General features: G+C 61.8%; 19 protein-coding genes. 13 read left to right on the top strand and 6 right to left on the bottom strand.

The features are described from left to right. The first annotated feature begins 170 nt into the window (after positions 1-170). Entirely contained in the window at positions 171-1358 is a 1188-nt protein-coding gene (locus CN933_RS27085) for a cystathionine beta-lyase (protein WP_018097778.1), read from the top strand. A 45-nt stretch (positions 1359-1403) separates the two neighbouring features. Here CN933_RS27085 and CN933_RS27080 read toward each other — a convergent pair whose 3' ends face one another. Both CN933_RS27080 and CN933_RS27075 read right to left on the bottom strand, forming a co-directional pair. After that, complete coding sequence (locus tag CN933_RS27080; RefSeq protein ID WP_018097777.1) at positions 1404-2567, bottom strand: FAD-dependent monooxygenase; 1164 nt, start codon at positions 2565-2567, stop codon at positions 1404-1406. 27 nt (positions 2568-2594) lie between these two features. Further along, on the bottom strand, positions 2595-2840 hold the full coding sequence (locus CN933_RS27075) for a zinc-finger domain-containing protein (RefSeq protein ID WP_003535025.1): 246 nt from the start codon (positions 2838-2840) through the stop codon (positions 2595-2597). A gap of 190 nt (positions 2841-3030) precedes the next feature. On the opposite strand from CN933_RS27075, the gene CN933_RS27070 reads away from it, so the two are divergent. From CN933_RS27070 to CN933_RS27035, 8 genes are all read left to right on the top strand, one after another. Then, positions 3031-3810 carry an alpha/beta fold hydrolase gene (locus CN933_RS27070; RefSeq protein ID WP_018097776.1) on the top strand — a complete coding sequence of 260 codons (780 nt, stop codon included), beginning with the start codon at positions 3031-3033 and terminating at the stop codon, positions 3808-3810. Positions 3811-4003: 193 nt separating this feature from the next. Next, positions 4004-4831, top strand: coding sequence for a serine O-acetyltransferase (gene cysE / locus CN933_RS27065; protein WP_018097775.1), 828 nt, complete (start codon positions 4004-4006; stop codon positions 4829-4831). Between the two features lie 179 nt (positions 4832-5010). Then, entirely contained in the window at positions 5011-5214 is a 204-nt protein-coding gene (locus tag CN933_RS27060; RefSeq protein ID WP_003535016.1) for a DUF3126 family protein, read from the top strand. Positions 5215-5454: 240 nt separating this feature from the next. Then, positions 5455-5808 carry a phasin PhaP2 gene (gene phaP2 / locus CN933_RS27055; protein ID WP_018097774.1) on the top strand — a complete coding sequence of 118 codons (354 nt, stop codon included), beginning with the start codon at positions 5455-5457 and terminating at the stop codon, positions 5806-5808. Positions 5809-6078: 270 nt separating this feature from the next. Next, on the top strand, positions 6079-6432 hold the full coding sequence (clpS, locus tag CN933_RS27050) for an ATP-dependent Clp protease adapter ClpS (RefSeq protein WP_003535011.1): 354 nt from the start codon (positions 6079-6081) through the stop codon (positions 6430-6432). A 9-nt stretch (positions 6433-6441) separates the two neighbouring features. Continuing rightward, on the top strand, positions 6442-8955 hold the full coding sequence (gene clpA, locus CN933_RS27045; RefSeq protein WP_018097773.1) for an ATP-dependent Clp protease ATP-binding subunit ClpA: 2514 nt from the start codon (positions 6442-6444) through the stop codon (positions 8953-8955). Positions 8956-9027: 72 nt separating this feature from the next. Beyond that, complete coding sequence (locus CN933_RS27040; protein ID WP_018097772.1) at positions 9028-9774, top strand: AzlC family ABC transporter permease; 747 nt, start codon at positions 9028-9030, stop codon at positions 9772-9774. A 5-nt stretch (positions 9775-9779) separates the two neighbouring features. Beyond that, positions 9780-10115 (top strand): AzlD domain-containing protein, encoded by a 336-nt coding sequence (locus CN933_RS27035; RefSeq protein ID WP_080636661.1) that lies wholly within the window; start codon positions 9780-9782, stop codon positions 10113-10115. 62 nt (positions 10116-10177) lie between these two features. On the opposite strand, the gene CN933_RS27030 is transcribed toward CN933_RS27035, so the two are convergent. Genes CN933_RS27030 through CN933_RS27015 form a run of 4 tightly spaced genes read right to left on the bottom strand, consistent with a single transcriptional unit; the run spans position 10178 to position 13028 of the window. Further along, positions 10178-10597: an HIT family protein gene (locus CN933_RS27030; protein WP_018097770.1), complete on the bottom strand. Its 420-nt coding sequence runs from the start codon at positions 10595-10597 to the stop codon at positions 10178-10180. A gap of 35 nt (positions 10598-10632) precedes the next feature. Further along, on the bottom strand, positions 10633-11820 hold the full coding sequence (locus CN933_RS27025; RefSeq protein ID WP_018097769.1) for a GNAT family N-acetyltransferase: 1188 nt from the start codon (positions 11818-11820) through the stop codon (positions 10633-10635). A 4-nt stretch (positions 11821-11824) separates the two neighbouring features. Then, positions 11825-12550: a glycerophosphodiester phosphodiesterase gene (locus tag CN933_RS27020; RefSeq protein ID WP_018097768.1), complete on the bottom strand. Its 726-nt coding sequence runs from the start codon at positions 12548-12550 to the stop codon at positions 11825-11827. Positions 12551-12563: 13 nt separating this feature from the next. Beyond that, positions 12564-13028 carry a RidA family protein gene (locus CN933_RS27015; RefSeq protein ID WP_018097767.1) on the bottom strand — a complete coding sequence of 155 codons (465 nt, stop codon included), beginning with the start codon at positions 13026-13028 and terminating at the stop codon, positions 12564-12566. Between the two features lie 140 nt (positions 13029-13168). On the opposite strand from CN933_RS27015, the gene CN933_RS27010 reads away from it, so the two are divergent. The 4 genes from CN933_RS27010 to CN933_RS26995 all read left to right on the top strand — a co-directional run bounded on the left by CN933_RS27010 (position 13169) and on the right by CN933_RS26995 (position 16831). Next, positions 13169-13987, top strand: a complete 819-nt coding sequence (locus tag CN933_RS27010; RefSeq protein ID WP_018097766.1) for a cell envelope integrity EipB family protein — start codon at positions 13169-13171, stop codon at positions 13985-13987. Positions 13988-14091: 104 nt separating this feature from the next. Further along, positions 14092-15207: an ROK family transcriptional regulator gene (locus tag CN933_RS27005; RefSeq protein WP_026168895.1), complete on the top strand. Its 1116-nt coding sequence runs from the start codon at positions 14092-14094 to the stop codon at positions 15205-15207. Between the two features lie 56 nt (positions 15208-15263). After that, entirely contained in the window at positions 15264-16007 is a 744-nt protein-coding gene (locus tag CN933_RS27000; protein ID WP_026168894.1) for an ABC transporter permease, read from the top strand. Further along, positions 16004-16831, top strand: coding sequence for an ABC transporter ATP-binding protein (locus tag CN933_RS26995; protein ID WP_018097763.1), 828 nt, complete (start codon positions 16004-16006; stop codon positions 16829-16831). Before CN933_RS27000 ends, CN933_RS26995 begins: the two co-directional genes overlap by 4 nt. The last annotated feature ends 31 nt before the right edge of the window (positions 16832-16862 follow it).

Below are 16862 nucleotides of genomic sequence, written 5' to 3'. Positions count from 1 at the left end.
AAGCTCGCCAGAAGTTTAGGCAGGTCCCGCGACGGAATCGCCCGACATGGATAAAAAACCGCCAGTTGCGCCTCCTTGGTGATTCACAGTCGGCCGGCTCGAATTTTTCCTTGACCCGGCCCGTAGCCCGTTCGATGAGTCGGCAGGGAAAATCAACAGCGGATGTTTCAATGGCAGACAAGACGAGCGGGCGAGCGGAGCAGGGCATCAATACCCGCCTCGCGCATACCGGCAACAATCCCTCCGACTTCCATGGTTTCGTCAATCCGCCGGTGGTTCACGCTTCCACCGTGCTGTTCCCGAATGCGAGGACGATGGAGACGCGGGCGCAGAAATATACCTATGGTACGCGCGGCACGCCGACGACCGACGCCCTTTGCGAGGCCGTGAACGAGCTGGAGGGCGCAGCGGGCACGATCCTCGTTCCCTCCGGGCTCGCTGCGGTCACGGTGCCGTTCCTGGCCTATCTCTCTTCGGGCGACCATGTGCTCATCGTCGATTCGGTCTACTTCCCCACCCGCCACTTCTGCGACACGATGCTCTCGAGGCTCGGCGTCACTGTCGAATATTATGACCCGACGATCGGCGCCGGGATCGAAAACCTGATCAGGCCGAACACGCGGCTGGTGCATACGGAAGCTCCGGGCTCGAATACGTTCGAGATGCAGGATATTCCGGCAATCGCGGCCGCGGCGCACCGGCACGGCTGTATCGTGACCATGGATAACACCTGGGCGACCCCGGTCTACTTTCGGCCCCTCGACCACGGCGTCGACGTTTCGATCCATGCGGCGACCAAATACCCCTCCGGTCACTCGGACGTTCTTCTCGGAACCGTTTCCGCCAATGCGGCCCATTGGCCGGCACTCAGCGAGGCGATGGTTACGCTCGGCGTCTGCGTTTCGCCGGACGACAGCTATCAAATCCTGCGCGGTCTGCGCACGATGGGCGTTCGGCTGGAGCGCCATCAGGCAAGCGCGCTGGCGATCGCTGAATGGCTCGAGAGCCGTGACGAGGTGGCGCGCGTGCTGCATCCGGCACTGCCGAGCTTTCCCGGACACGAATTGTGGAAGCGCGACTTCGGCGGCGCGAGCGGGATATTCTCCTTCGTGCTCAGGGCTGAACCGGAAGACGGCAAGGCAAAGGCGCATGCCTTCCTGGATGCGCTCTCGCTGTTCGGGCTCGGTTACTCCTGGGGCGGCTTCGAAAGCCTCGCCGTTCACGTGAACCTCTCCGACCGCAAGGTCGCGAAGGCCCCGTCCGAGGGGCCGGTCATCCGGCTGCAGATCGGCCTCGAGGATGTACCGGACATCCGCCGGGATATCGAGGCGGGCCTCGCCGCCGCAAACGCCGTCTGAACGGAGCGACAGGGAGGCGAATAGGCCTCCCTCATCGCGTTCCAACTAAGCGCCGTAGCCGTAAAGCCAGTCGAAATCGGCTGCGAGCGCTTCGGGTTTTCTGAAAGAGAGAACGAAATCGCGCGCGATCCGCACCGGACCTGCTGCGTGGTAGGCGAAGCTGTTGAACGCGGCGCGCTTGCGAACGCGGCCGATTCGGGTTCTGCGTGCGTCTTCATAGCGCGCGAAGACGGAGGGAAGGTCGGGAGTGTCGGCCATACAGCGGGCGAGTTCACGGGCGTCCTCGATGGCCATCGCCGCGCCCTGGGCTGCAAATGGCGTCATGGCATGGGCAGAATCGCCGATCAGAATGGTGTCGCGCCCATTGTGCCAGGCCCCGTCTTCAACCGTGCAGAGCGGCCAGTAGGTCGGCGAGCCGGCGTGACCGAGAAGCGCGCGCAGGTCGGGATGCCAATCCCTGAAGGCCGCCTCGAACTCGCGCCGGCGATCGCCGGATTCGTGCCCCGTCCAGGTTTCGCCCGACGCCTTTCCGGCAACGATCGCGACGAGGTTGAAGCCGTCGATCTTTCTGAGCGGATAGGCGACGAGATGGGCCTTCGGCGCGAGGAAGGCGGTGACGCGATCAGGCGACAGGCAGGTGGGCGCCCGGGTGCGTGACAGCGTGAAGCGCCAGGCGACATTGCCGGAAAAACGGACGGGGCCGGCGCCGGGAACAGAGGAGCGTATCCGCGACCAGATGCCGTCCGCCCCGATGATCACTGCCGGTGATCGCTTGTTCGCTTCGGTGATGACTGCCCGCGGATCGTCCGCGATGCGGGTTCCCAGGTGAAGACGGCAAAGCGGTTCCGCCCGGACGGCATCCAGAAGGATCGTTTGCAGGCTGGCGCGATGCAGGACGCCGTAGGGAGCGCCCCAGCGCTCGCGGGCGCGTGCGCCGGCAGGCACGCTGGCAAGCGGCCGCAGCGAGCGGCCGTCGGCAAGCGAGATCGCTTCCGGTTCATTCCAGACGCGTTCGAGAGCGGGCAGCAAGCCGAGTTCGATGAGGATGCGCGATGCATTCGGCGAAAGCTGAAGCCCGGCACCGGCCTCCTCCAATGCATCGGCCTGCTCGAAGATATCCGTCCGGAATCCCTGCCGTGCAAGGCAGAGCGCGGCGGTCATCCCGGCGATGCCGGCACCGACGATCGCAACCGGATCAGCCTTTTGCATGGATGTCGCGCCGTCGCCTGCGCAGGATCAGGCGGCTTTAGTCGTGAAAAGGCAGCCCGGAGGAATCGTTTCCGTCGCCTTCAGGGAAGGATTGTAGCGGTAGAGGGTCGAGCAATAGGAACAGACCTTCTCGTTCTCGTCGCCCATGTCGACGAAGATGTGAGGGTGGTCGAACGGGACGGAAGCACCCGTGCACATGAATTCCTTGACGCCGATCTCGATGACCCGGTGCCCGCCGTCGTTCTGAAAATGGGGGATGCTGTGGCCGGCCATGTCGTACTCCGATATATGCAAGTCTTAGGTGTCGATTGAGGTGTCGAATTTGCCGGCACCATAGTGAGCTTTGGCGAAAATGTGTAGCGGCAAACATGCCGCGCTTTATGGTTTTTGAAGCGGTTGGGGTTTCCGGCCGTTGCTTTACCAACTAACGTCCGCGCCGACAGGACAATACCAGGAAACCCAGATGGACTTGAACCCTCCGCCATTTTCCCGCTTCACGCATGACGGACTGGAAATCGCCTATTTCGACGAAGGTGACCCCTCGGGCGACCCGATCCTGCTCATTCACGGCTTTGCATCGAGCGCCAATGTCAACTGGGTGTTTCCCGGGTGGCTGAAGACGCTCGGCGACGCCGGATACCGCGTCATCGCGCTCGACAATCGCGGGCACGGGCAAAGCAGCAAGCCCTATGATCCCTCGCTCTATCACCCGCCGCAGATGGCGGGGGATGCGGCGGGACTTCTGGTGCATCTCGGCATCGGCGAGGCGCATGTGATGGGTTATTCGATGGGCGCGCGGATCTCGGCATTCCTGGCTTTGCAGCACCCGGATCGCGTCCGTTCGCTGGTATTCGGCGGTCTCGGGATAGGCATGATCACGGGGGTGGGGGAGTGGGATCCGATCGCCGACGCGCTGCTTGCACCTTCTTTGGAGGACGTTACGCACGAACGGGGCCGGACGTTCCGCGCCTTCGCAGACCAGACGAAAAGCGATCGTCAGGCGCTTGCCGCATGCATATCGACATCGCGCGACCTGCTTACCGCCGACGAGGTAGGCCGCATAGACGTGCCGGTGCTGATCGGTGTCGGGACGAAGGATGACATCGCCGGATCGGCTGAGGAGCTTGCCGTGCTGATGCAGCATGCCGTGGCACTCGACATTCCCGGGCGCGACCACATGCTGGCGGTCGGCGATCGTGTGTTCAAGAAGGCGGTCCTGGAGTTCCTTGCCGGGGTTGGGTGAGGCCGATCCAGACGGAAACCCTGCGCATTTTTTCTCGAATTGCTCTCGGCCGTGCCACTAACGAGAGGTGAAATCCGGCCAGGCCATTTATGTCGGCGGGAAATTGGCCTATATATGCCCGAACACGACCCATCCTAAGACCGGCAGGCCAAAGACGACCCCGCTGAAGGAACGCCCAGGAAGGAGAGCGACCATGGTCGCCAAGACAGAACTTCGTCATACGGAATCGCTCGAAGCGATCGATCCGATCTGGGATAGCCTGCGTGAGGAGGCGCGGCTGGCGGCCGAGCGCGACCCGATGCTGGCGGCCTTTCTCTATTCGACGGTGGTCAATCAGCATTCCCTGGAAGATTGCGTTATCTATCGGATTTGCGAGAGGCTGGACCATCCCGACCTCCAGGCGAGCCTCCTGCACCAGACCTTTGCCGAAATGCTCGAGGACTGGCCCGAATGGGGCGCCGTCCTGCGCGTGGATATCCAGGCGGTCTACGATCGCGATCCCGCCTGCACGCGCTTCATGGAGCCGGTGCTTTATTTCAAGGGCTTCCATGCCATACAGACGCACCGTCTGGCTCACTGGCTGTGGAACCGCGGCCGGAGAGACTTTGCGCTCTATCTCCAGAGCCGCTCCTCCAGCGTTTTCCAGACCGACATCAATCCGGCCGCCCGCATCGGACGCGGAATCTTTCTCGATCATGCAACGGGGCTCGTCGTCGGCGAAACCGCGGTCATCGGCGACAACGTATCTATCTTGCATGGCGTGACGCTTGGCGGCACCGGCAAGGAAGGCAGCGACCGTCATCCGAAGATCGGCAACGGGGTGCTGATCGGCGCCGGCGCAAAGATTCTCGGCAATATCCACATCGGCCACTGCTCGCGCGTGGCCGCCGGATCCGTCGTGCTGAAGGCGGTCCCTCCCAAATCGACGGTCGCCGGGGTGCCGGCGAAGGTCGTCGGCGAGGCCGGCTGTTCCGAGCCGTCGCGTCAGATGGATCAGATCCTGGCGTCGTTCGATATCTGATCAAGGCGCCCGAAGCCCGGCTGTGGCGGGCATCGACGCTGCGAAAAATCAGTGCACCAATTCAAGGTGTTGCGAGCATTTCTTCGCCTCCCGGCGAACGCTTGGCGCTCTGATGGGTTTACACCTGGCAATGGCCCGTGCAACAAGCGCGGCAAATCAATCGGCTACGGAGAATAGTTTTGAAGCCCGAAGAAATCCGCAAGCTTGAGGCCTATCTTAAGCGCACGTTCAACCAGTCCATGGTCGTCAAGGCTCGCCCGAAGAAGGACGAATCCGCTGAAGTCTATCTCGGCGACGAATTTCTCGGTGTCGTCTTCCGTGACGAAGAGGACGGCGAACTCTCCTATAATTTCTCGATGGCGATCCTCGACATCGACCTCTGAGAGCAACACGAATCCACCTGGATCCGTGGTAATCGCGCGTTGCAAGACCCGGTGCTGAGCAATCAGGCCGGGTTTCCTGTTGTTAAATCATACTTTTCGGAGAAATTGACTGGAGGCGTCCGTCTTCATCAAGTCGTTGCAAAAACTGTATTTTATTGCAATGCACACTGAACTTGACTTTTTGTGCAGTGCACCTAGACTGGCCGCGTTCCTAGCCGAGCCGTTACAAGGAGACGCCCGATGTTTAACTTCGACGATGCGAACAGGAAGAGCAAGGAAGCGCTCGACGTAGCCGTGAAGAGCTACTCAGCCATGACCAAAGGTTTCCAGGCTATTGCGACCGAAGCGGCCGACTATTCGAAAAAATCCTTCGAGGATGGCGTTGCCCATGTCGAAAAGCTTACCAGTGTCAAAAGCCTCGAAGCAGCGTTCGAGCTTCAGACGAATTATCTGAAGGCAAGCTACGAAGGCTTTTTCGCCGAGGCGACGAAGATCGGTGAGATGTATGCCGACCTCGCCAAGGACGCCTACAAGCCCTATGAGGCGCCGGTTGCCAAGGCAGGCACTGCGGTCAAAACGGCCGCTGCCGCCTGACCATCAGTTTCATCGCTATTGCAGACAGGCCGGTCGCGGATGCCGCGGCCGGCCTTCGTCCGTTCATGTTCTGCACTTCTTCAATACCGCCGACGGGCCTGAAGGCTGCAGGTGCCGGCGAAGAAATTTGATCAATCTTGTGTTTCGCCGTGCGAATATGTTTGCAGTGCGTGGGTTCGGTCTTAAAATCCAAGAACGAACCATTAGATAAAGGCAAGCATGTCGTGGTCGAATGCAAATGGATCCGCGGCTGTAAAGGAATGAACAAGAATGATCGCCATGCCGGTCCGGATGCAGCAGGGAAGCGAAGGAGACGGAGGCGGCCCCAGTCGTGGCACGTCCGTCATCACCCGCACCAAGCCGAAGACCAAGAAGCCGAGTTTGTACCGCGTTCTGCTTTTGAATGACGATTACACACCGATGGAATTCGTCATTCACATCCTCGAGCGCTTCTTTCAGAAGAACCGCGAAGAGGCGACTGTCATAATGCTACATGTCCACAACCACGGCGTTGGAGAATGCGGCGTCTTCACCTACGAGGTCGCCGAAACCAAGGTGACGCAGGTGATGGATTTCGCCAGGCAGCATCAACATCCGTTGCAATGCGTCATGGAAAAGAAATGAGGAACTAACGTGCCAACATTTTCGCCCAGCCTCGAAAAGGCGCTGCATCAGGCACTGACTTTTGCCAACGAGCGCCATCACGAATATGCGACGCTCGAGCACCTGCTGCTGGCATTGATCGATGATGCCGATGCGGCGGCTGTGATGGGCGCGTGCAATGTCAATCTCGACACGCTTCGCAAGACCGTGACCGATTACGTCGACAACGAATTGTCGAACCTCGTCACCGGTTACGACGAAGACTCCAAGCCGACGGCAGGCTTCCAGCGCGTGATCCAGCGAGCCGTCATCCATGTGCAGTCTTCGGGCCGCGAAGAGGTGACGGGCGCCAACGTGCTCGTGGCGATCTTCGCCGAGCGCGAGAGCCATGCTGCCTATTTCCTGCAGGAGCAGGAGATGACCCGGTATGACGCGGTCAATTTCATTTCGCACGGTATTGGCAAGCGGCCGGGAAGCTCCGAGGCGCGGCCGGTGCGCGGGGCGGAAGACCAGGACTCCGAACAGAAGGCTTCGCGCGAGAGCGAGGAGGCGGGCCCGAAGAAGCAGCAGGATGCGCTCACGGCCTATTGCGTAAACCTCAACGAAAAGGCCAAGTCCGGCAAGATCGATCCGTTGATCGGGCGTCACGCCGAAGTCAACCGGACCATTCAGGTGCTTTGCCGCAGGTCCAAGAACAACCCGCTTTACGTGGGCGATCCTGGCGTGGGCAAGACGGCAATCGCCGAGGGCCTTGCCAAGCGCATCGTCGAGAAGAAGGTGCCCGAGGCGTTGCAGGACGCCACGATCTTCGCGCTCGACATGGGAACCCTGCTGGCCGGCACGCGCTATCGCGGCGACTTCGAGGAGCGCCTGAAGCAGGTGGTCAAGGAACTCGAAGATTACCCCGGTGCGGTGCTGTTCATCGACGAGATCCACACGGTCATCGGTGCCGGCGCCACGTCGGGCGGCGCCATGGACGCGTCGAACCTCTTGAAGCCCGCGCTTTCTTCCGGCGCGATCCGCTGCATCGGCTCGACCACCTATAAGGAGTATCGCCAGTTCTTCGAGAAGGACCGGGCTCTCGTTCGCCGCTTCCAGAAGATCGATGTCAACGAGCCGACGATCGCGGACACGATCGAGATCATGAAGGGCCTCAAGCCGTATTTCGAGGACTACCATCAGCTGAAATACACCAACGATGCCATCAAGGCGGCGGTGGAGCTTTCGGCACGCTACATCAATGACCGGAAGCTGCCGGACAAGGCGATCGACGTTATCGACGAGTCCGGTGCCGCGCAGATGCTTTTGCCCGTCAGCAAACGCCGCAAGCTGATCACCGAAAGGGAGATCGAAGCGACCGTCGCAACGATGGCACGCATCCCGCCCAAGACCGTGTCCAAGGACGACGAGGCGGTGCTCGCCAATCTCGAGCAGGAACTGCGCTCCGTCGTTTATGGTCAGGATCTGGCGATCGAGGCGCTCGCCTCGTCGATCAAGCTGGCGCGCGCAGGCCTTCGCGAGCCCAACAAGCCGATCGGCTGCTACGTCTTCTCCGGCCCGACCGGCGTCGGCAAGACGGAAGTGGCGAAGCAACTCGCCACCTCGCTCGGCGTCGAGCTGCTGCGCTTCGACATGTCGGAATATATGGAACGCCACACGGTCTCGCGACTGATCGGCGCGCCTCCCGGCTATGTCGGCTTCGATCAGGGCGGACTCCTGACCGACGGCGTCGACCAGCATCCGCATTGCGTGCTGCTGCTCGACGAAATCGAAAAGGCGCATCCGGATCTCTTCAACATCCTCCTGCAGGTCATGGACCACGGTTCGCTGACCGACCATAACGGCAAGAAGATCGATTTCCGGAACGTCATCCTGATCATGACGACCAATGCCGGCGCGTCCGACATGGCTCGGGCGGCGATCGGCTTCGGTTCCTCCAAGCGGACGGGTGAGGACGTGGAGGCGCTGAATCGCCTCTTCACGCCGGAGTTCCGCAACCGTCTGGACTCCGTCATTCCGTTCAACTCGCTGCCGACCCCGGTCATCCATAAGGTCGTGCAGAAGTTCGTCATGCAGCTCGAAACGCAGCTTGCGGAGCGCAATGTCACCTTCGACCTTGCGCCTGATGCGATCGCCTGGCTCGCGGAGAGGGGCTATGACGAGAAGATGGGTGCACGGCCGCTGGCACGCGTCATCCAGGAAAATATCAAGAAGCCGCTCGCGGACGAGATCCTCTTCGGCAAGCTGAAGAAGGGCGGTGTCGTCAAGGTGACGATCGGTGCAAAGGAAGACGGCACGAAGGGGCTCATGCTCGAAGCCGTGCCGGAAACGGCTCCGATCAAGCCCAAGGCCGAAGTCTCGCGTCCCGCCGGCAAGGGCGCGAAACCCAAGAAGGCTGCCGAAAAGGAAAGCGTAGCCGCATCCGAAGAGGGCGCGAAAGCCAAGTCGAAGAAGACGGCCGCCAAGTCCTCGAACAAGAGCGGCGGTTCCGGCGCGGCTCCGCTCAGGGGGCGGACGGTTCCGAAGGTGCCGCGCAAGAAATAACGCGATCGCGACTGGACGTGACAGTGCCGGGTGAGTTACCCGGCACTTTCTTGTGAGCGTGGAGCATAGCGGGTGGATTCCACTAACCGTATCGAAGAGGAGCGATCGCCTCTGGGCTGGTTTCTGGCGGGTGCGCGTGGGATATTCAGCCTTCCGGCCATAATCCTCATGCTTTCCTTCGTGGGCTTCTGCTCGCTGACGGTTCAGGCCGGGATCCCACCGGCGCAAGTCGTGTTCATGACCGGCATCGTCTGGGCCCTGCCGGCAAAGGTCATTCTCGTAAGTTCCATCCTCAGCGGCGCCAGTCTTGCGACGGCGTTCCTGGCAGTCACGCTTTCGTCGGTTCGGTTGATGCCGATGGTCGCCGCACTCGTTCCCGAACTCCGTACGCCGAAGACGCCGACATGGCTGCTTCTCTTGCTTTCGCATTTCATCGCCATCACCGCCTGGGTCTTCGCGATGGAGCGCGTGCATGCGGTTCCGCGCCGGCACCGCGCGACCTTCTTCGCCGGCTTCGGCATCACGCTGGTCGCGACGAACATGGCGCTGGTCGGGATCGTTTATCGCCTTGTCGCCGATTTCCCGCCGATCGTCGCCGGATGTCTCTTCTTTCTGACGCCGGTCTATTTCCTCGCCTCGATCTGGAATTCGGCCCGTCATCCGGTTGTCTATGCCGCGCTCGCGATCGGTCTCGCCGCAGGGCCGGTCTGCTACTGGATCGCCCCGGAGTTCGACATTCTGCTCGCCGGCCTCGGCGGAGGAACGCTCGCCTGGCTTGGTGAGCGCTTCTGGCGCAGGCGAAAGGAAGCGAGCGCGTGAGCTGGATGGACGGATGGTGGGCCTACGCATTCATTGCGATCGCCGGCTGGCTTGCGACCGACATCTGGCGATGGCTCGGAGTGCTCGCCGGAAATCGGCTGCGCGACGATTCGGAGGCACTGAACTGGGTGAGGGCGGTGGCGACGGCGCTGGTGGCGGCCGTCATTGCCAAACTCGTACTTTACCCGACCGGCGTTTTGGCCCAGTCGCCTCTGTGGCTTCGGCTCGGCTCCGTCGTTCTCGGCGCGATCGCGTTCTTCCTCGCCCGCCAGAAACCCGTCGCCGGGATCGGAACGGCGATCGCTGCCCTGGCCGCGGGCCTCTGGTGGCTGGGGTTTTGATGAGTTAAAGCGGAATAATAGAAAAATTCCGTAAGCGGTTGAATCAAACGTTACATGGCAGCCTAAAGCGCTCGGCGGATCTTCTCCGCGTTTGCGGCCAGCACCTCTCCGTCTTCCATCTTGCCGGAATGCGGCTTCAGCGGAATGCCCTCCCGTCTGGGGATCACGTGGAAGTGCAGATGGAAAACGGATTGACCGGCCGGCGCCTCGTTGAACTGCATGATGGTGACGCCGTCCGCCGCGAAGGCGGCCTTCGCCGCCAGGGCGATCTTCTGGACGGTCGCGATCAGGCTGGCGAGGGTGGCTGGATCCGCATCGAGAATGTTGCGGGACGGCGCCTTAGGCAACACCAGGACATGCCCTTCGGCCTGAGGCATCACGTCCATGAACGCGACGGTGGCCTCATCCTCATAGACGCGATGCGAGGGGATCTCGCCGCGCAATATCTTGGCGAAGATATTGTTGGTGTCGTATGCGCTCATGTCGTTTCCTCTTCCTGGCAGGCGTTCGCGGCGTCTCAGCCGTCCTGGCGTTCACCTTTGCGGAAAGGACCGTGTTCCGCAAGAAACTCGCCGGTTTCTTCCACATCCCGGCGCTCCCGTTCCAGATAATCGGCTACGGCGCGCGCAAGCCCCGGATGGCTGATGAAATGTGCGGAATGAGTCGTCACCGGCATGTAGCCCCGTGCAAGCTTGTGCTCGCCTTGCGCGCCGGCTTCGACGCGCTTCAATCCCTTCGCGATCGCGTAGTCGATCGCCTGATGGTAACAGACTTCGAAATGCAGGAAGGGGTGGTCCTCGATGCAGCCCCAGTGCCGGCCATACAGCGCATCGCCCCCGATGAAATTGATCGCTCCGGCGATATAGCGCCCGCCGCGCTTGGCCATGACCAGCAAGATATCGTCGGCCATGCGCTCTCCGATCAGCGAGTAGAAGGCGCGGGTCAGATAGGGACGCCCCCATTTGCGTCCGCCGGTATCCATGTAGAAGGCAAAGAACTGGTCCCAGATAGCTTCCGTCAGGTCGCTGCCGGTCAGCCAGTCGATGGTTATCCCGTTTTCCACCGCCGATCGGCGTTCTTTCTTGAGTGCCTTGCGCTTTCGCGAGGTGAGCGTGGCGAGAAAGTCGTCATGCGATCCATAGCCTTCATTCATGAAGTGGAACTGCTGATCCATCCGATGCAGGAAGCCCGCCTGCTCCAGGATGGGCATTTCGTCGGTCGGGACGAAGGTCACGTGGGCCGAGGAGAGGCGGTGGCGGCGCGTGAGTTCCTTGAGGCCGGCAGCGAGCGCGTCGCGCACGGTTCGTGGATCGCATCCCCCGGCCACCAGCAGCCTTGGCCCCGTCGCCGGCGTGAAGGGCACGGAACATTGCAGCTTCGGATAGTAGCGGCCGCCGGCCCGCTCGAAGGCATCCGCCCAGCCATGGTCGAAAACATATTCCCCCTGGCTGTGGCTCTTGACGTAGCAGGCGAGAGCCCCCCGCAGGAAACCGTCCGCGTCCTCCATCAGGAGATGCTGCCCGAGCCAGCCAGTCTCCGCCGTCGCCGAGCCCGATTCCTCCAGTGCCGACAGATAGGCATGCGAGACGAAGGGATTGTAGGCCGTGCCGGCATGCCCTTTGGAAGCGCCGGCAAGCCTGCCCCAGCTCGTCGGCGATATCGACGTGAACGAAGGTTCTATGCGGAGGGTGATCGCGTCTGTCATGCGCCTACGAAATCATGCTCTCCCGGGGATCGAAACCCTCGAAGGTCATCTGGTCGGCATTGGCGAATGTATGCTCCTGGGCCTGTCTGTCGCGTACCGTCCAGGTGATGAGCGTTCGGCCGAGCGCGCGCTCCTTTTCCGTGAACGCGTTGGGAAGATGGCCGTAATGATAGGAGATGAAATCCAGCCCGAGATGCATCGCCTCCTCGTGCACGAAGAAGGTTTCCGGATTGACACCCTCGGCAGTCAGGCCGAGGGGGTAGGGCGCATCGAGTTCCTTCAGGTCCCTGAGCAGCCAATGGTCGAAGCTCATCAGCGCCACCTGGCCCTCATAGCCTTCCAGCGTCTCGAGCACGGCCGCGCAAAAGCCTTCGTCGTCGCCCAGTCGCCCCTTGAGCTCGATGATCAGTGGGACACGGCCGGCAACGAGGCGCAGCATCTGCTTCAGCGTCGGCACCTTGTCGCCCGTGCCGCCGACTGACAGAAGCCCCAGCTCGGCGGACGTCTTCGCGCGCACGTCGCCCGCAATCCCGCAGAGCCGTTGCAGGTCGTGGTCGTGGAAAACGACGGGAACGCTGTCAGCCGCGAATTGAAGGTCGCACTCGATCGCGAAGCCGGCTTCGACCGCGCGAGAGAAGGCGGAGAGCGTGTTTTCCCAAACCTCCCGATTCATGTCGTGGAAGCCGCGATGGGCGATCGGCTGGGCCTTGAGCCAGGAAAGATCCTTCATTGGACGTCCCTGATCATGCGATTTCGATCACGGCGTCGATCTCGACAGCCGCGTTGAAGGGAAGGGAAGCCATGCCGACAGCGGCACGAGCGTGTTTGCCCGCTTCGCCGAGCGCATTGGCAAGGAGGTTCGAGGCGCCGTTGATCACCAGGTGCTGTTCGACGAAGTCCGGCGTGGAAGCGACGAAGCCGTTGATCTTGACGAGGCGGCGGATACGGCCGAGATCGCCGAGAGCCGCTTTGGCCTGGGCCAGGATGTTGATCGCGCAGAGTTCGGCGGCTCTTTGCGCGCCGGCGACATCGACATCCTTGCCGACATGGCCGGTTACGGCGACCCTGCCGTTTTCCATCGGCAACTGCCCGGAAATGTAGAGCATCGACCCCGAGACGACGTAAGGCACGTAGTTCGCGACAGGCGCAACTGCCTGCGGAAGGACGATGCCGAGTTCGGTGAGGCGGGTTTCGATCTCTGCGGACATGGAAGGCTCCGTTGTTGTCTTTTGTGCTAAAATCCGGCATGCAAAGCGGATCGTGACAGGCGTGGACCAGAACCGATCTGCCTTGTTTCTGCCGAATGCTTGTTTATCGCATTGGCGGCGAGTCCAACAGGAGGAAACGGATGTTTCGTAAAGGCTTCGGTCTCGTCACTCTGGGAAGCGTCTGTGTCGTGGTCATGACGGCGGGCGCGGCACAGGCGACTGCTCTCGTTCCCCATCGCGCCGTCTACGATCTGGAATTGAAGGACGCCTCCGAGCGGTCCGGCATCTCCGGCATGTATGGCCGCATGGTCTATGAGTTCAACGGCTCCTCCTGCGAAGGCTATACCGTCAGCTTCCGCTTCGTCACCCAGGTCGATACGGGTGACGAGGTTCGCCTAACCGATCAGCAGACCACCACCTATGAGGACATGAAGAACGGCAATTTCCGTTTCCTCACCCGCTCCTTTACCGATGAGAAGCTGGACAAGGAGGTGCGCGGAAGCGCGCATGACGATAAGTCCGGCGTCAAGGTCGAGCTGACCGCCCCCGACAAGCGCCAGGTGGCGCTTGCGGCCAGCCGGTTTCCGACAGAACACATGCTCGAAGTGATCGAACGTGCGAAAAAAGGAGAGACCTTTTTCGAGGCGCGTATTTTCGATGGTTCCGATTCGGGCGACAAGACGCTGATTACCTCGACCTTCGTGGGCAAGCCGCGCAAGCCCGCTCCTGACGATGCGGATGTCGGCAAGGCCGGAGAGCTTGCGGGCGAGAACTATTGGCCGGTGACGATCACCTATTTCAACGACGAAGCGAACGGCGACGCGCTGCCCGTCTACCGCATGGCGTTCAAGCTCTACGAGAACGGCGTGACGCGGGATCTCACCATGGACTACGGTGACTTCGTCCTGAGCGGAAAGCTCGCAAAGCTCGAGGTCTTCAATAGCGAAGAGTGCAAATAGACAACCGCAGAAGCGATTTTCGAAAGTGACCGCAACCTGCTCCTATTGACAGGATCCATTTATTTTCTAAAGTTGAGAAAATAAACGGCCAAGGGGGGCGAAGAGTGGGTGTGCATCACGGCCAGGTCCTGCGCATCCTTCGCGACGAAGGGCCCCAATCACGCGCCATCCTTGCGCGCCGCACCGGGCTGTCCGCGACGACCCTTACCCATGTGACGGCGCAGCTCCTCGCCGACGGCTCCGTCGCCGAGGTGGAGCCGGCGGCAAGCAGCGGGGTGGGGCGGCCGGGACTGGCGATCCGGCTCCTGCCGAACGCTCATCACGTTGCCGGCGTGCATATCGGTGCCGGGCTCGTCCAACTGACGGTCACGGATCTCCTGGGTTCGGCGAAAGCGGCCGCTTCGTTCGAATTCGCGCTGCCGGACACCTCGCCGGAGGCCGTGACGGCGCGGATCGCGGACGAAATAGAGAAGCTGAAGCTTCTCGCGCGCACAGACCATCTGCTCGGCGTCGGAGTGGGAGTGCCGGGACCCGTCGATGCCGGCCAGCGCACCATCCTGGCTTCGATCAATACCGGCTGGCGCAACCTGCCTCTGGCGGGCATGCTGGAGCGACGCACGGGCCTGACGGTGGTGCTGGAGCATAGCGTTACGGCAATGGCGGTCGCGGAGGCGCGCTTCGGTCTCGGCCGCGGGGTCCCGGCATTGCTTTACGTCTATCTGCGTTCCGGTCTCGGGGCAGGGCTGGTGGTCGACGGCGTACCGTTTCGGCCGGGCGGCCATGGCGCAGTCGAGCTCGGTCACATCCAGATCTCACAGAACGGGCCACGGTGCAGTTGCGGCAACCATGGCTGTCTCGAAAGCTATGTGAACGAACGCGTCCTGATGCGTGCATTGGGGCTGGAAGGCTCTGCTCCGGCCGATCTCCTGATGCAGGTGGAGAACACGGACGTCTGGGGTCCGACACTCGCTCGGCTGACCGACTCGCTCGCCATCGCAATCAGTCTGCTTACGCCCGATCTGATCGTCTTCGGCGGTCACCTCGCTGACGCGCCGGAGAGCCTGTTCGCGCATCTGCGAAAACATCTGCCGCCACGGGTCATGCCTCATATGCGCGACATCCTTCGGTTCGAACGAACCGGCTTTGGCTCGCAACTGGGCGCGATCGGCGGGGCGGCGGTCGCGCTCGACCACTTTTTCTATTCGGGAGCCCGGTATTGAGCACTCTGACGTCCAAAGACGAGGAAACGACAGGGAACGGGTTTTCGCCGGCGGAGCTGGCGCCCATCGTCCTGAACCTGATCGCCCTGGTGTTCGCCGTCACGGTATGGTGGGGCATCACGGCGGCGGGGCTGGTGATCCTGCCGGGACCGGCCGAGGTTTTCCGGCGCGCAGTGGAGCTGATCGCGAACGGCCAGTTGCCGCTGGACGTCGTCTCCAGTCTTCGCCGCGTGCTGGCCGGCTTCCTGCTCGGCGTGGCGGCAGCCATTCCCGTCGGCTTCCTGATGGGTTGGTACCGCGTCGCCCGCGCACTGATCGAGCCCTACATCCAGTTTTTCCGCATGATTCCGCCGCTGGCGGTCATACCGCTCGCGATCGTGACCATGGGCATCGACGAAGCGCCGAAGGTCTTCGTCATTTTCCTCGCCTCGTTCCTTTCCTGCGTCGTCGCCGCCTATCAGGGTGTCATCGGCGTCGACCGTACGTTGATCAGCGCTGCACGCGTGCTTGGGGCCAACGACGGCGTGCTGTTCTACCGCGTGATCGTCCCTGCCTCCATTCCCTTCATTCTGGTCGGTGTCCGGATCGGGCTCGGCTCGGCCTGGGCAACGGTCGTCGCAGCCGAGCTCATCGCAGCGCAATCGGGCCTCGGCTTCCGAATGCAGCAGGCGCAACTCTATTACGACCTTCCCACCATTTTCGTCAGCCTCGTCACGATAGGCATTCTCGGCCTGCTCATGGATCGCATCGTCCAGGCGGCGGAACGCCGTCTGACCCGCTGGCAGGAGCGCGCGCAATGACAGCTGTTCCGAACCCGGCCTCCGACCCGAAGATTTCATTTCAAAACGTCACCCGCCGTTTCGGCGAAGGCGAGAGCTCGGTCCTCGCGCTCGACAGGCTGAGCCTGGACATCGGCGAGGGTGAATTCGTCACGGTGGTCGGGCCGTCCGGCTGCGGCAAGTCAACGGCCATGAATATCGCGGCCGGCCTGACGGAGGTGTCGGACGGACGTGTTCTGGTCGACGGTAAGCCGGTCGACGGGCCAGGCCCCGAACGCGGCGTGATCTTCCAGCAATATGCGCTGTTTCCGTGGCTGACGGTTCGCCAGAACGTCGAATTCGGCCTGCGCATCAAAAACATGCCGGCAGCCGAGCGCAGGCGCATCGCCGATCACTTTCTCGATCTCGTCGGGCTGAAGGATTTCGCCGATGCCTTGCCCAAGACCTTGTCCGGCGGCATGAAGCAGCGCTGCGCAATCGCCCGTGCCTATGCGGTCAATCCGACGATCCTCCTCATGGACGAGCCTTTCGGCGCGCTCGACGCATTGACCCGCGTCAACATGCAGGACCAGCTGCTCGACACCTGGAGCCGCGAGCGACGGACGGTGATCTTCATCACCCATGATGTCGATGAGGCGGTCTATCTCGCCAATCGCGTCATCGTGATGGCCGCGCGGCCGGGCCGCCTGCACGAGATCATCCCCGTGGACCTGCCCTATCCGCGCAACGAAGAGATCCGGCTATCGCCTGAATTCGCGCAGGTCCGCAATCGGGTTTGGCACGCCGTTTACCATCAGAAACCCCAGGTCAGTTCGAGTTCATCACAAGGAGGAGGAATGCCGTGACTTTTACCCGACGCAGTTTCATCCGCGTTGC

Origin of the sequence: Sinorhizobium sp. M4_45, from assembly GCF_002885915.1 — a bacterium.
GTDB classification, from domain to species: domain Bacteria; phylum Pseudomonadota; class Alphaproteobacteria; order Rhizobiales; family Rhizobiaceae; genus Sinorhizobium; species Sinorhizobium meliloti_A.
This window is presented reverse-complemented; position numbering and strand designations above follow the sequence as displayed.